At 71.4% G+C, this 14779-nt stretch carries 12 protein-coding genes; 10 read left to right on the top strand and 2 right to left on the bottom strand.

All coding sequences use genetic code 11. The features are described from left to right. The first annotated feature begins 82 nt into the window (after window positions 1–82). Window positions 83–1006, top strand: a complete 924-nt coding sequence (gene accD, locus ACILRF_RS02270) for an acetyl-CoA carboxylase, carboxyltransferase subunit beta (protein ID WP_395670644.1) — start codon at window positions 83–85, stop codon at window positions 1004–1006. A gap of 1 nt (window position 1007) precedes the next feature. After that, window positions 1008–2342: a bifunctional folylpolyglutamate synthase/dihydrofolate synthase gene (locus ACILRF_RS02265; RefSeq protein WP_395670643.1), complete on the top strand. Its 1335-nt coding sequence runs from the start codon at window positions 1008–1010 to the stop codon at window positions 2340–2342. Here ACILRF_RS02265 and zapE read toward each other — a convergent pair. Further along, window positions 2339–3463, bottom strand: coding sequence for a cell division protein ZapE (gene zapE / locus ACILRF_RS02260; RefSeq protein ID WP_395670642.1), 1125 nt, complete (start codon window positions 3461–3463; stop codon window positions 2339–2341). The genes ACILRF_RS02265 and zapE overlap by 4 nt on opposite strands. A gap of 92 nt (window positions 3464–3555) precedes the next feature. On the opposite strand from zapE, the gene ACILRF_RS02255 reads away from it, so the two are divergent. From ACILRF_RS02255 to trxA, 8 genes are all read left to right on the top strand, one after another. Continuing rightward, window positions 3556–3900, top strand: coding sequence for a hypothetical protein (locus tag ACILRF_RS02255; RefSeq protein WP_395670641.1), 345 nt, complete (start codon window positions 3556–3558; stop codon window positions 3898–3900). 67 nt (window positions 3901–3967) lie between these two features. After that, window positions 3968–4846, top strand: a complete 879-nt coding sequence (locus ACILRF_RS02250) for a GNAT family N-acetyltransferase (RefSeq protein ID WP_395670640.1) — start codon at window positions 3968–3970, stop codon at window positions 4844–4846. Then, window positions 4843–5307 carry a tRNA (adenosine(37)-N6)-threonylcarbamoyltransferase complex ATPase subunit type 1 TsaE gene (gene tsaE / locus ACILRF_RS02245; RefSeq protein WP_395670639.1) on the top strand — a complete coding sequence of 155 codons (465 nt, stop codon included), beginning with the start codon at window positions 4843–4845 and terminating at the stop codon, window positions 5305–5307. Before ACILRF_RS02250 ends, tsaE begins: the two co-directional genes overlap by 4 nt. Further along, on the top strand, window positions 5297–6388 hold the full coding sequence (gene amgK / locus ACILRF_RS02240; RefSeq protein ID WP_395670638.1) for an N-acetylmuramate/N-acetylglucosamine kinase AmgK: 1092 nt from the start codon (window positions 5297–5299) through the stop codon (window positions 6386–6388). Before tsaE ends, amgK begins: the two co-directional genes overlap by 11 nt. Window positions 6389–6405: 17 nt before the next feature. Further along, window positions 6406–7095, top strand: coding sequence for a nucleotidyltransferase family protein (locus tag ACILRF_RS02235; protein ID WP_395670645.1), 690 nt, complete (start codon window positions 6406–6408; stop codon window positions 7093–7095). Continuing rightward, the gene (gene addB / locus ACILRF_RS02230) at window positions 7092–10109 is read left to right on the top strand and encodes a double-strand break repair protein AddB (RefSeq protein ID WP_395670637.1); all 3018 of its coding nucleotides are present in this window, start codon (window positions 7092–7094) and stop codon (window positions 10107–10109) included. Before ACILRF_RS02235 ends, addB begins: the two co-directional genes overlap by 4 nt. Further along, the gene (addA, locus tag ACILRF_RS02225; protein WP_395670636.1) at window positions 10106–13573 is read left to right on the top strand and encodes a double-strand break repair helicase AddA; all 3468 of its coding nucleotides are present in this window, start codon (window positions 10106–10108) and stop codon (window positions 13571–13573) included. The genes addB and addA overlap by 4 nt, the downstream gene beginning before the upstream one ends. A gap of 77 nt (window positions 13574–13650) precedes the next feature. After that, window positions 13651–13980, top strand: a complete 330-nt coding sequence (gene trxA, locus ACILRF_RS02220; protein WP_395670635.1) for a thioredoxin — start codon at window positions 13651–13653, stop codon at window positions 13978–13980. Window positions 13981–14024: 44 nt separating this feature from the next. On the opposite strand, the gene ACILRF_RS02215 is transcribed toward trxA, so the two are convergent. Further along, complete coding sequence (locus tag ACILRF_RS02215; RefSeq protein ID WP_395670634.1) at window positions 14025–14723, bottom strand: DUF1223 domain-containing protein; 699 nt, start codon at window positions 14721–14723, stop codon at window positions 14025–14027. Window positions 14724–14779 lie beyond the last annotated feature (56 nt).

Genomic DNA, 14779 nt, shown 5'->3' with positions numbered 1-14779 from the left:
AGCGAGTTCTTTCCAAAGCTGAATCCCTGGCTAAGTCTGTGCGCTTCGCGCGCGATGGCCAATCCACGGCGGTCTAGAACCTATGGCGATGGCTGAGACCAAGAACGAAAAGCCGGCGCGTCCTGCGTCTCGGGAACGTCGCGGCTGGCTGGCGCGGATCGCGCCCGGCGTCCGCAACGCCTTCGCCAAGCGCGAAACGCCGGAGAACCTCTGGGTCAAATGCCCGGACACCGGCGAGATGATCTATCGCCCGGACCTGGAGGCGGCCCAGTGGGTCACTCCGTCCGGCAGCCACATGCGGATCGGCGTCGCCCAGCGCCTGCGCTACACCTTCGACGACGGGCAGTTCGAACGCATCGCCTCGCCGGTCATGACCGACGACCCGCTGAAGTTCCCTGACGAGCGCCCGTACAACGAGCGCCTGAAGGCTGCCCGCAAGTCGACCGGCGAGCAGGACTCGATGGCCATCGGCTATGGCCACATCCAGGGCCAGCCGGCCGTGGTTGTCGTCCAGGACTTCGCCTTCATGGGCGGCTCGCTCGGCATCGGCGCCGGCGAGACCTTCGTGAAGGCCGCGCAGGAAGCCGTCAAACGCGGCGTCCCGTTTGTGATCTTCACCGCCTCCGGCGGCGCCCGGATGCAGGAAGGCACGCTGTCGCTGATGCAGATGGCGCGCACCACTCTGGCTCTGAACGAGGTCAAGGCCGCTGGCCTGCCCTACGTCGTCGTCCTCACCGACCCGACGACGGGCGGGGTGCTGGCGTCCTACGCCATGCTCGGCGACATCCACCTGGCCGAACCCAACGCCACCCTCGGCTTCTCGGGGCGCCGGGTGATCGAACAGACCATCCGCGAAACCCTGCCGCCGGGATTCCAGAAGTCCGAGTTCCTGGTCGAGCGGGGCATGGTCGACAAGGTCGTCTCGCGGTCGGAACTGCCGGCGGTGCTAGGTTCGATCCTGAAGACGCTGATGATGGGGCGCGAGCGACTTTCCTCCGCCGCCTGATGTGACTGCGCTGCCCATTGACCACGATCCGATCCGCGCCTCCGACGCGGTGATCCAGCGGTTGCGCGCCAACCATCCGAGCCTCATCGACCTCTCCACCGGCCGGGTCGAGCGACTGCTGGCCGCCGTCGGTAATCCGGAGCGACGGCTGCCGCCCGTGATCCATGTCGCCGGCACCAACGGCAAGGGCTCGACCGTCGCCTACCTGCGCGCCATCGCCGAGGGTCAGGGCCTCATCGTCCACGCGCTGACGTCCCCGCACCTGGTGCGGTTCGCCGAGCGCATCCGGGTCGCAGGCCAGCTTATCTCGGACTCCCAGCTCCTCGACCTCACCGACCGCCTCGAGGCGGCGAACGACGGCCAGCCGATCAGCTTCTTCGAGATCACCACGGTCCTGGCCTTACAGGCCTTCGCCGAGACGCCGGCCGATGTTTGTATCGTCGAAGTCGGACTCGGCGGCCGGTTTGACGCCACCAACGTCTTCGACGCTCCTGCCGTCAGCGTCATCACGCCTGTGGACTACGATCATCTGGAGATGCTCGGCCCCGGCCTCGGCAAGATCGCCTGGGAGAAAGCGGGCATCATCAAGCGCGGCCGCCCCGTCGTCGTCGCCCGTCAGCACGACGAGGCGCTGGAAATGATCGAGCGGGAGGCCGACGACCGCATGGCGCCCATGTTGCTGATGGGCCGCGATTTCGACGCCTGGGAAGAGCGTGGCCGTCTGCTGGTGCAGATGCCCGAGCGCCTGCTGGACCTGCCGCCGCCCAGCCTGTTCGGCGGGTATCAGTTCGCCAACGCCGGCCTCGCGGTCGCGGCCGCCCTGACCTTCGACCCACGTCTTGGCGAGGACGCCGTCGGACGGGGCGTCGCATCGGCGGTCTGGCCGGCCCGGTTCCAGCGCCTGACGAAGGGCCCGCTGGCCGCGCTCGCGCGTTCGCGCAGCTCGGACATTTGGCTCGACGGCGGCCACAATCCCCACGCCGGCCTGGCGCTGGCCGAGGCCGCCTCCCGTCTCACCGACCGCGACGGGCGTCCGCTGGTGCTGGTGGTCGGGATGTTCGCGCGCAAGGATTCCCAGGGCTTCCTCGAAGCCTTCGCCGAGATGCATCCGCGGGTCTTCGCCACCAGCTTTGACTCGCCCAACGCGGCCAGCGCCGACGAGATCGCGGCGGCGGCGCGCGCAGTCGGTCTTGCGGTCGAGACGGCGCCGGACGCGGCCACGGCCGTGCGCCGCGCACTCTCCGCCGACGGCCCTCCGCCCCACGTACTGATCTGCGGCGGCCTGCATTTCGCAGGCGAGGTGCTGGCCCTCAGCCCGGAGACCTGGCCGACCTAGGGCCGATCGGCCAGCCAGTCGGCTGAGCGCATTTCCTGCAGGCGCGAGGCGGTGCGCTCGAACTCGAAGGCGCCGTCGCCGGCCGGGTAGAGCTCGCTAGGTTCGGCCTCCGCCAGCACGATCAGCCGCGTCTTCGCCTCGTAGAGGGCGTCGACCAAGGTGACGAACCGCCGGGCCTGCTCACGCAGGCTCGGCGTCATCTTCGGCACGTCTTCCAGGAACAGGGTGTGGAAACGGGCGGCGAGCGCCAAGTAGTCGTTCGGCCCCAAGGCCGTGGCGCAGAGGCTGGCGAACGTCGCCCGCACCATCCCGCCAGAGGCGTGCGGCAGGGTCATCCGCCGGCCGAGCACCTCGAGGGTCGCCCCGCTCTCCTCCTCGCCGGCGAGCATGTCGGCCCACAGGTGGTCGAACCCGGCCTGTCCCTTCGCATCGTTGGGCGAGAACCATGTTCCGGCCGCGCGCAGCCGGTCGAGCCGATAGTCGTGCGGTCCAGCGATCTCGACCACCTCGACCCGCGCTTTGAGGAGGTCGATGAACGGCAGGAAGAGCTGGCGGTTGAGCCCGTCCTGGTAGAGGTCGTCGGGCAAGCGGTTGGACGTCGCGACCAAGGTCACGCCGCGCTCGAACAGCGCCTCGAACAGCCGGCCCAGGATCATCGCGTCGGCGATGTCGGTGACCTGGAACTCGTCGAAGCACAGCAGCCGCGCCTCATTCGCCACCAGATCGGCGATGGGCGGGATCGGGTCGTCGCCCCCCTTCCTGGCCGAGGGGGTCTGGCCGAACCGCGCCTTGCGCGCCGTGGCGTCGCCCTTGCGCCAGGCGTCGATGTGGCGGTGGATCTCGCCCATGAACACGTGGAAGTGCGTCCGCCGCTTCTTCTCGACCGGCGCGGCCTCGAAGAACAGGTCCATCAGCATCGACTTGCCGCGGCCGACCGGGCCGACGAGGTAGACGCCCCGGCGGCGTTCCGGCCGCTTCCTGAACAGGGCTTTGAAGCCGCCAGGCGCCTCCTGAGCAAGTTCGGACTCCAGCCGGCCGAGCGCCGCAAGGCCGGCCGCCTGCGCCGGGTCCGGCCGGATTTCGCCGGTCGCGAGCCGGGCGGCGTAGGCGTCGGAAAGCATCTCGATGGCCTAGCCGCGCCGGGGGCGCGACGCAAGGAACGCGGCCGCCGCGGGCGGGTTTGATCCCGCATCCAGTCAGTAAGGAGACCGCCATGGCCGAAGATTCCCGCAGCTATCAACCCGATACCGCGGCCGCCAACCGCAACAACATGCAGGGCGGCGGCGTCGGCCAACGCGATCTCGACGCCCAGCAAGACGCCAACCGTCCCGACGGCGAAGAGCGAAGCTTCGGCGATCTGGGCGAGGGTGTCCCCGCCAACGTCGACATCCACAAGCTCGGCCAGTCGGACCGTCCCGAGCAGGATTGGGGCGAAGCCGCCGAGGGCGCGACCTATTCCCAGAACCATACCAAGCGCGCCGACCGCACCGAGGCCGAACGCGGCCAGGGCGCTAAGACCCGTGCGGCCAATAAGGACATCGTGAGCCGCCGAGGCTGAACGCCCACGTTCCTCCCCCGCCGCTCGGGGGAGGAACTCTTCTTGCCCCGGCCGGCGCAGGCGGCGCATGTTCGCGCCGATGACGCTGGCCCTCGCCCCCGCCTGTCGCGCCGCTGCGCGCGAGCACATCGTCGATGTGCTGATCGCAGAGCGCGCCCCGCGGCTGTCGGCAAGCCGGGCTTGGCCAGTCGTTCGCCCGGCGCTCTACGGCCTGCTGGACTACGCCAAGGCGAGGCGGATGGCCGACACTATCGCGCCTCTGCCCGGACAGACCGGCCTCGACCATATCTCCGACCTGCTGTCGCTGAATGTCGTCGCCCGCGGGCTGGAACGGGTTCCAGGCGAGGGCCGCCTGGTGGTCGTCTGCAACCATCCGACCGGCATCGCCGATGGCGTCGCGGTGTTCGATGCGCTGAAGGCGTTTCGTCCCGATCTCTGCTTCTACGCCAACGCGGACGCCATGCGGGTCGCCCCCCGCCTGGCGGAGGTGCTGATCCCCGTCGAGTGGGTCGAGGCCAAACGCACCCGCGAGCGCACCCGTGTCACGCTGACTCGCACCCGCGAGGCCCTGGAAGCTGAGCGCTGCCTGGTGATCTTCCCGGCCGGCCGGCTCGCACGACGTCAGGCCGACGGTCGGCTGGCCGATCCGCCGTGGGCGGTCAGCGCAGTCTCGATCGCCCGCAAGTACGCCGCGCCGGTGTTGCCCATCCATGTAGCCGGGCCGTGGTCGACCCTGTTTCACCTCTTCCACCGGGTCTCGTCGGAGCTGCGAGACATCACTCTCTTCCATGAACTGCTCAACAAGCGCGGCCGAAAGTTCGCCCTCACCGTCGGCCAGCCGATCTCGCCGACGGCTCTTGAGGGGGAGCCCGCCGAGGTCACCCTGCGCCTCAAGGCGCACGTCGAGACCGCCCTGGCGCGCGATCCGGACGCCGCCTTCGCATGATCGTCGATCTTCCGGACGAGGCCGCGACCGCCCGGCTGGGCGCGGCGCTGGCGGACACGCTTGGTCCTGGCGAGGCGGTCTGCCTCTCCGGGCCGCTCGGCGCCGGCAAGTCGACCTTGGCCCGGGCCATGGTCCGCGCCCTGACGACGCCCGACGAGGAGGTGCCGTCGCCGACTTTCACCCTCGTGCAGTTCTACGAGGGGGAGCGGCTGAACGTCGCCCACTTCGACCTCTACCGCTTGTCCTCGCCCGACGAGGCCTACGAGATCGGTCTCGACGAGGCCTTGGAGGATGGGGCCGCGATCATCGAGTGGCCGGAGCGACTGGCGGGGCGACTCCCCGGCGATCGACTTGATATAGAGATCTCGCTGGCTTCGGGGGGCGAAGCGCGGCAAGCGCGCATCGCCGCGCATGGCGCCCTGAAATCCCGGGTGGGGAGAGGACGACCGTTTGAGTTCTGATCGTGATCTCCTGAAGACGGAGTTCCTGCGCGCCTGCGGCCTGGGCGAGGCGCGCCGCGTGCCCTTGACCGGCGACGCCTCCACCCGCCGCTACGAGCGGCTGGAGCGCGGCGACGGGACTTTCCTGATTTTTATGGACCAGCCGCCGGCGCTGGAGACGGTCGCCTGCCCGCCGGACGCGACGCCGGACCAGCGCGCGGCCCTCGGCTATAACGCCCTTGCCCGCCTCGCGGCCGGGCGGGTCGACGCCTTCGTCGCCGTCGCCGGCTGGCTGCGCGCGCAGGGCCTGTCGGCGCCGGCCGTGATCGCCCACGACGCCCCGGCCGGCCTGGCGGTGCTTGAAGACCTCGGCGATGATTTGTTCGCACGCCTGATCGAGGCGGGTGAGGACGAGGCGCCGCTCTACGACGCCGCGATCTCCGCCCTGGCCCATCTGCACGCCATCACCCCGCCAGAGGTGCTGGAGGCCGACGGCTGCGCCTGGCCGCTGCTGACCTACGACGAGACGGCGCTGCACACCGCCGACGCCCTGTTCATCGAATGGCTGCCGAAGCTGAAGCCCGAGCTTGCCTTCGACGCCACGGCCGCCGCCGACTGGGAGGACATCTGGGCCCCGATCCGGGCGCGGGGCGCAGCCGACGCCACCGTCTTCTGTCACCGCGACTACCATGCCGAGAACCTGATCTGGCTGCCGGAGCGGGCAGGACCGGCCCGCGTCGGCCTGCTCGACTTCCAGGATGCGGTGAAGGCCCATCCGGCCTGGGACCTCTCGATGCTGCTGCATGATGCGCGCCGCGACGTCAGCGTCGGTCGCGAGGCAGCGGCCCTGGCGGTCTATTTCGATCTGCGGCCGAACCTCGACCGCGCCGCCTTCCTGGCTGACTACCACGCGCTCGGGGCGCTCAACATCTGCCGCATCCTCGGCATCTTCGCGCGGCTGGTGACCCGCGACGGCAAGGAGCGCTACGCGGCGTTCATGCCGAGGCTCTGGGGCTACCTCGACCGCTGCCTGGTCGAGCCCGAACTCGCCACCCTGACCGCCTGGCTCGACCGACACGTCCCGCGCGAGGCCCGCACGTGAGCCCGCCGACGACGGCTATGGTGCTGGCCGCGGGCCTCGGCACTCGCATGCGGCCGCTGACCGAGACGCGGCCCAAGGCATTGGTCGAGGTCGCCGGCCGGGCGCTGATCGACCGCGTCCTCGACCGGCTGGTCGCGGCCGGCGTCACGAAGGCGGTGGTCAACGTCCATCATCTGGCCGACCAGGTCGAAGCGCATCTGGCGACCCGCTCGGACCTCGAGGTGCTGATCTCCGACGAACGCGGGTCGCTGCTGGATTCCGGCGGCGGCATCCAGCACGCGCGGGAGAAGCTCGGCGACGACCCGATCTTCATCGCCAACATCGACAGCCTTTGGACCAATGAGGGCCAGCCGCCACTGGAGACGCTCAAGGCGGCCTGGAACCCGGAGCGGATGGACATCCTGCTGCTGCTGGTTCGGCGGGGTCGTGGCCTGGGCTTCGAGGGCCCCAACGGCTTCTTCATGGACGACCTCGGACGGCTGACTCATTCCACGGACCCGGAGCCGCCGACGCCCTTCGCCAACGTCGGCTTCGGCATCATGAAGCCGCAGGTGCTGGACGGCTCGCCGGCCGGCGCCTTCTCGATCCTGCCGGTCTGGAAGCGGCTGCAGGCCGAGGGCCGCCTGTGCGGCGTCGCCATGGAGGCGTTCTGGATGCATGTCGGCGATCCCGGCGCCCGCGCGGCGGCGGAGGCCCGGCTGACATGAGCGATCCCCCCGTCCGCGGCCTGCCGCGCGCGGGCTGGTTCAACATTCCGGCCCACCGGCCGTTCGCCCTTGATCTCGCCCAGGGGCTTTATGACGCCCTGGCGCCGCAGGGTCCCGAGGCCCTGTCGCAAGCCGTGGTTCTGGTCCCGACCCGGCGCGGGGCCCGGGCCCTCGCCGACGCCTTCGTCGCCGCCGCCGGCGGGCGGGCCGTTCTGCCGCCGCAGATGCGGCCGCTGGGCGACCTGGAAGAGGGCGAACCACCCTTCGAGCCCGGCGACCTGTCCCTCGACCTGCCGGCCGCCATCGACCCCCTGAAGCGCCGATTCGAACTGACGCGGCTGGTCGCCGAGAACGCCAGCCTGCTCGGCCGGGAGCTGACCGCGCCGGGCGCCCTGGAGCTGGCCGAGGCGCTCGGCGGCTTCCTCGACAGCCTGCAGATCGAGGAGGTCGAGGCCGGCGAGCGGTTGGCGGACCTCGTCGAGGCCGACCTCGCCGAGCACTGGCGGGTGTCGCGACAGTTCCTGGAGACCGCCCTGCGGCTGTGGCCGAAGCGGCTGGCCGAGCTTGGGGTGATCGACGTCAGCGAGCGACGCGTGCGGTTGCTGCGCCGGCTGGCCGAGGCCTGGACGCTGCGACCGCCGCCCGGCGTGCTCGTCGCCGCCGGCTCGACCGGCACCGCGCCGGCGACCCGGGCGCTGCTGATGGCGGTCGCCCGCGCCCCGCAAGGCTGCGTCGTGCTGCCGGGCCTCGATGAGGGCCTTGCCGACAAGGCCTGGGCCAAGATCGACGTGCAGCACCCGCAGGGCGCGCTGAAGCGGCTGCTCGACGAGGCGGGCGTCGAAAAACGCGACGTGCCGTTCTGGCCCGCCTCGGCCCGCCCCGACAGCCGCGGCCGCTGGCGGCGGCGGGTGGTCAACGAGGCGCTCCGTCCGGCCGAGGAGACCGCCGACTGGCTGGACGTCATCGGCCGCTTGCGCAGCGAGGGCGAGCGCGAAGGCATCGACCCCATCGCCGAGGGCCTGGGGGGCCTGTCGCTTGTCACGGCCCGCAGCGAGGAGGAGGCGGCGACAGCGGTCGCGCTGTTGCTGCGCGAGGCGCTCGAGACCCCCGACCTCACCGCCGCCCTGGTGACGCCCGACCAGGCCCTGGCCCGCCGCGTCACCGCACGGCTTGCGCGCTGGGGCGTTGTCCCGGACTCGTCGGCCGGCGTCAGCCTGGCCGGCTGCGACTGCGGGGTGCTCGCCGGCCTCGTCGCTCGCGCCCTGGTCGATCCGCTCGATCCCGTCACCCTCCTTGGTTTGGTGAAGCACCCTTACGTCCGGCTTGGCCTGGAGCCTCTCGCCCGGGCCGAGGGCGTCGCGGCGCTCGAGCACCGCAAGGGCCTACGCGGCTCGCGCGCGCGGAGCTGGGCGGCGCTGGACGCCCGGCTGCACAAATCCGAGCCCGCCCGCGCCATCGCTGCCCGCCTGCGCGAGGCCCTGGCCAGACTCGACGCCCCGGGCGAGAGCCCCGCGGAGATCGCCGCGGTGCTCGCCGCAACCATGGAGGCCTTGGCGCGCGACGAGGCCGGCGACACCGGCGCGCTGTGGAGCGGCCATGGAGGCGAGGCGATGAGCCGGCTGCTGGCGGGCGTGATCCGCGAAGGCGCCGGCCTGCCGACGGTGGGCCCGCGCGGGTTCGCCGACCTGCTGGAACGGCTGATGTCCGGCGAGAGTATCCGCGCCGGCGGGGCGACCCATCCGCGCCTGCGCATTCTCGGCGCCATCGAGGCCCGACTGGTCCGCGCCGACCGGCTGGTCGTGGCGGGGCTGGAGGAGGGCGTCTGGCCGCGCGGCGCGCCGCTCGATCCCTTCCTGTCGCGACCGATGCGCGAGCGCCTGGGCCTGCCGTCGCCCGAGCGCCGCATCGGTCTCGCCGCCCACGATTTCGCCCAGGCCGCCTGTGCGCCCGAGGTTATTCTCCTGCACACCGAGCGCCGCGAAGGCGCCCCGTCAGTGAAGTCGCGCTGGCTGTGGCGGCTGGAGACGCTGGCGCGCGGCGCCGGGGTGGAGCTTGCCCGGCGTGCCGAGGTGCTGGACTGGGCGCGCGACCTCGACGCCCCGACCGACTATCGCCCCACGTCGCGCCCTGCGCCCCGGCCTCCCCTCGACCACCGCCCGGACAAGCTTTTCGTCACCCGCATCGAGACCCTTGCCCGGGACCCCTATGCCGTCTGGGCGCGCGACATTCTTAAGCTGCGCGAGCTGCCGCCGCCCGACGAGGCGGTCGACGTGCGGATCCGCGGCACGGCCATCCACGCCGCCTTCGAGCGGTTCGCCACCGATTTCCCAGCCGACCTGCCGCCTGACGCGGTCCAGCAATTCAAGAGTCTGTATCTCGCCGAGCTGGAGGCCCAGGGCATGTCCCGCGCCGCCCTTGCCCGAGAGCAGGCGCTGGCCAGCGAGGCCGCCGCCTGGGTCGTCGAGCTGGAGGCCGGTCGCCGCGCCGACGGCCGGGAAATCCATGTCGAAAAGGAAGGCTCGGCGACCCTCGACGTGGGCGGTCGACCGTTCAGCTTCTCCGCCAAGGCCGACCGCATCGAGATCACCCCTGACGGCCTCGCCCATGTCCTCGACTACAAGACGGGCCAGGCGCCCAGCGCCAGGATGGTCGAGACCGGCTTCTCGCCGCAGCTGACCCTGACGGCCGCCATCCTGGCCCGCGGCGGCTTCGACGGGCTCGGGGCACATGAGCCTGGCGAACTGACCTATATCCAGGTCACCGGCCGCAAGCCGGCAGGCAAGGTCGAGGTGCGCGCCGCACCCAACGGCGACGGCGATAAGGTGCTGGTCAGCCGCGACGCCGTGAACGCGGCGGTCGACGGGCTCACCGAGCTGATCCGCCGCTACCGCGATCCCGATCGGGGCTACATCTCGCGGATCGCCCCGCAGTTCGTGAAGCTCTACCGCTCCGAATACGACCACTTGGCCCGGGTCTTCGAATGGTCGACCAGCGGCGAGGAGGGTGAGGAATGAGCCTCGACCTGATCACCCGCCCACCCCAGGGACCGTCGGGCGACCCGCAGCGGCTCGCCGCCGACCCGACGCTGTCGGCCTTCGTCACCGCCAACGCCGGCTCCGGCAAGACCAAGACCCTGATCGACCGGGTGGCGCGCCTGCTGCTGGAGGGCGCCGACCCGGCCCGCATCCTCTGCGTCACCTACACCAAAGCCGCCGCCGCGGAGATGCAGCGGCGACTGTTCGACTTGCTTGGCGACTGGTCGGTCATGGCCGGCGGGGAACTGGCTGAAAAGTTGCGGGACCTCGATGGGCGCACAGTCGATCCACGCGACGAGGCCCAGCTATCCCAGGCCCGCCGCCTGTTCGCCCGCGCCCTGGAAACGCCCGGCGGCCTGAAGATCCAGACGATCCACGCCTTCTGCGAGAAGCTGCTGCGGCGCTTCCCGCTGGAAGCCGGCGTCTCGCCCGCGTTCCAGGTGATGGATGACGCCTCGGCCGCCGCCATCGCGCGCGCCGCCCAGGACGGGGTAGCCGAATACGCCGCGCGGGGCGAAGGACAGGTCTCCGACGCCTTCGCTCGCTTCTCCCTCCTCGACTTCGCCTCCTTCGAGGGCATGTTCCGCGATTTCGAGGCCCGGCGTGGCGCACTGGCCGCCTTCTTCGCCCGCGAAGGCGGCCTGCCGGGCGCCATCGCCTGGGTCTGGCGCAAGGTCGACGTCGCCGCCGGGACCGATCCCGAAGACCTCGCCTGCGCGGCGGTGGCGAGCCTCGACCGGGCCCTCTGGCGCAGCGCCGCCGATGTGCTGATGCTGGGCGGCAAGCGCGACCAGGAGAACGCGGCCCGTCTGCGCGCCATCGCGGAGAGCGCGGAGACCAGCTTTGCCGACTGCCTGTCGGTGCTGTTCACAGCCGGCGGCGAGGGCAAGGAGGCGGAGTGGTGCGCCAAGGCCAAGGTCCTCGACGGCCACCCGACCATCCGCACCTTCCTGCTGGCCGAGCAGACCCGCCTGAACGACGTCCGCGAGCGCATCCGCAGCGCCCAGGTGGCCCATGACACGGCCGACGCCCTGACGCTGGCGGCGGCCTATCTGCAGGCCTACGGCGTCGAAAAGGCTCAGCGCGGCGCCCTCGACTTCGCCGACCTGATCGAAAAGACCTGCGCCCTGCTGGCCAGCCGGCCGGCCGCCGCCTGGGTGCTCTTCAAGCTGGACGGCGGCATCGATCACGTCCTGGTCGACGAGGCGCAGGACACCGCCCCGGACCAGTGGACGATCGTCCGCGCGCTGACCGAGGAATTCTTCGCCGGGGCCGGCCGGCCGGCGGACCGGGCCCTCGACCGCAACATGTTCGTCGTCGGCGACCTCAAGCAGTCGATCTACTCCTTCCAGGGCGCCCAGCCCGAGCAGCTGCGCCACGAGTTCGAATTCCACCGCCGCCGGGCGACTGGCGCCGGCTTCCGCTTCGAGCAGGTCGACCTGCTGACCTCCTGGCGCTCGGCCCCGCACGTCCTGCGCTTCGTCGATGCGGTGTTCGCCGGGCCGGAGCTGTCGAGCGCCATCCACGGCGTCACCACCCCGCCGCAGCACCTCGCCGCCGCGATCCGCCGGGACCATCCGGGCTGCGTCGACATTTGGCCTCTGGAGGAAGAGCCGGAAACGGCCGACCGGAGCGCCTGGGACGCCCCTCTCGACGTCGAGCGTGAGGACAGCGCGACCCGCGTCCTGGCCCGCCGCATCGCTCGCGAGATCCGGGAGCTGATCGCGCGCGGCGACGCGGTGTTCGACAAGGCGGCCGGCGGCTGGCGACCCGCCCACGCGGGCGACGTGCTGATCCTCGTCCGCCGTCGCAAGGCGCTGTTCGAGGAGATCCTGCGCGCCCTGAAGCGCGAGGGCGTGCCGGTGGCCGGCGCCGACCGCCTGCCGCTGTCGCAGCACATCGTCTTCGACGACCTCCTGGCCCTGGCCCGCTTCATCCTGTTGCCGACCGACGAGCTCAATCTCGCGGCCCTGCTGAAAAGCCCGTTCTGCGGCCTCGACGACGACTCGCTCTACGCTCTGGCGCATGGCCGCGAGGCCGAGAACCTCTGGACGCGGCTGCAGGCCCTGAGCGCCGGCTCGGAGCTGCTGGCGACGCTGCAGGCGGCGCAAGCTCTGGCCGGGCGGCCGTTCGAGTTCTTCAGTCGCTTCCTCGGCCTGGTCGGGCGGGATGGTCAGTCGATGCGCCGGCGGGTGCTGACGCGGCTGGGGGCCGAGGCGCAGGACGCCCTGGACGAGTTCCTCTCCCAGGTGCTGGCGGCCGAGGGCCGCGGCGTCCACGATCTCCAGACGCTGGTCGCCGACTTCGCAGGCCTCGACATCACCGTGAAGCGGGAGATGGAGGGGGCGCGCGAAGAAGTGCGGGTAATGACCGCCCATGGCGCCAAGGGCCTTGAGGCGCCGATCGTCTTCCTGCCGGAAACCACCCTCAGCCAGACCCAGCGCGGCTCGCCTCTGATGGAGACGGACGACGGCGGCTTCCTGTGGTGCGTCTCGGCCAAGGGCGATTGCGCGCCGTCCGCCGCCGCCCGGGCCCGACGCGCCCGACGCGAGGCGGAGGAGGCCTATCGCCTGCTCTATGTCGCCCTCACCCGGGCCCGCGACCGGTTGGTGCTGTGCGGGCGCAAGGCCGCGCGCGGGACCCCGCCGTGGTGGACCGCACTGTCCGAAGCCCTGGCGGACCCGCAGATCGCGGGCGAAGTCCGCCCGGTCCGCTGCGGCGACCGCGACGTGCGCCGGTTCGGCGCCGACCCGCGGCCGATGGGCCGGGCGGCTCGCGTCCAGGCGGCGGTGGCTGTCCTGCCCGCCTGGGCCGCCGAGGCGGCGACGCCTGAGACCTTCGGCCGCTACGCCTCGCCGTCCGATCTCGGGGAAGGCGCCGGCGCGCCGTCGCCGTCTCCTCTGGCGCAGGCTGGCGGCCTCGGCCGGTTCCGGCGTGGCGATCTGATCCACCGGCTGCTGCAACTGCTGCCGGACGTTCCGCTTGAGGCGCGCGCCGCGGGCGCGGCGGCGTTGCTGACCCGCGAGGCGGATCTCTCGGAGGCTCAGTGGCAGGAGATGGCCGAGGCGGCGCTGGCGGTGCTCAACGACGTCCGCTTCGGCGAGGTGTTCGGCCCCGGCAGCCGGGCCGAGGTGGCGGTGGCCGGGACCGCCGCCGCCCTGCCGCCAGGCCTGAAGATCTCCGGCCGGATAGACCGCCTGGTGGTGCTGCCGGGCCGTGTTCTGGTGGTGGACTTCAAGACCAATCGACCCTCGCCCGCGCGGGTCGAGGACGCCGATCCCGCCTACCTGCGCCAGATGGCTCTCTATGCGGCGGTGCTGGGCGAGATCTTCCCGGGCCGGGCTATCGAGGCCGCGCTGGTCTGGACCGACGGGCCGAAGCTGATGCCGATCCCAGAAAAGCTGTTGGCTCATACCCTTGCCGAGCTGCGCCACGGCGGTTGATACCAGATCGCCTGCCGCCTACATCGCGGATCGAAAGCGCGGCGCCGGCATTTGGGCGCGCGCAGAAGGAGCTTCTCATGGCCACCGTGAAGATCACCGACGACACCTTCGAGAATGATGTCCTCCAGGCCGACGGCCCGGTGCTGGTCGACTTCTGGGCCGAGTGGTGCGGGCCGTGCAAGCAGATCGCCCCGGCGCTGGAGCAGATCTCCGACGAACTCGCCGGCCAGGTGGTGATCGCCAAGCTGAACATCGAGGACAGCCCGATGACCCCCGGCCGCTACGGTGTCCGCGGCATTCCGACCATGATGCTGTTCAAGGGCGGCCAGATGGCGGCGATGAAGGTCGGCGCCATGCCCAAGCAGAAGATCCTGGAGTGGCTGAACGAGGCCGGCGTCGCCGCTTGAGCTGAACATCTCCTCTCCCCCGCGCAGCGAGGCGGAGAGGAGATCTACTCCGCGCCCTCCGCCGCGATGATGCGGCCGCCCCGGGCGCCCTGGACAACAACGACTGTCTCCAGTCCGTCTTCGGCTTCGGGCATGCGGTAAGCGGTCGGGCGCCCCCGCCAGGCGCCCAGCCGGCGGATCTCGCGCACCACATTGCGGTGGACGATGGTCTCGCCGCGATTGTCGCCGCTCTTGATGGCGACCTCCTGCTCGCGCGGGTCGTAGCGGATCATCCAGACCTCGGCGCCGCCGCGCGGCACGCGGCCGGTGCCGACGTCGACGCGGCGCGGGCTCATGAACCGGATGTCGGGCGGATTGCGCGGCGCGCGCGCCGCATCCTTGATCAGCTGTTCGACGCGCTGAGCCTGACGGCCGGCGGTCTGCGTCTGGCCGTCGACGACGACCTGGGGCGTATAGGGCTCTCGCAGCTTCAGGCGCGTGACATAGGCCTTCTGCCGCTCGGCAAACTCCGGCCTGGCGAAGGTGTCGGTCCAGCCGAGATAGTCCCAGTAATCGACGGGGAAGGTAAGGGCGAGGACGCCTTTGCGCTCCGCCAGCTCGGCGACGAAGGCATTGGCCGCGCCGCACGAAGCGCAGCCCTGAGCGGTGAACAGCTCCACGACCACGGGGGGACGCGCCCAGGCGGCGACGGGCGCCGCCGGAAGCGCGACCAGCAGGAGGCTGAGAAGAGCGGCTTTCCGCATCGTCGGGAACTTATCCGGACTTGCCGTCCGGCCAGGGTTCAAGAAGGCGTGAGCGC

The organism is Phenylobacterium sp. (assembly GCF_044236515.1).
Taxonomy (GTDB): domain Bacteria; phylum Pseudomonadota; class Alphaproteobacteria; order Caulobacterales; family Caulobacteraceae; genus Phenylobacterium.
This window is presented reverse-complemented; position numbering and strand designations above follow the sequence as displayed.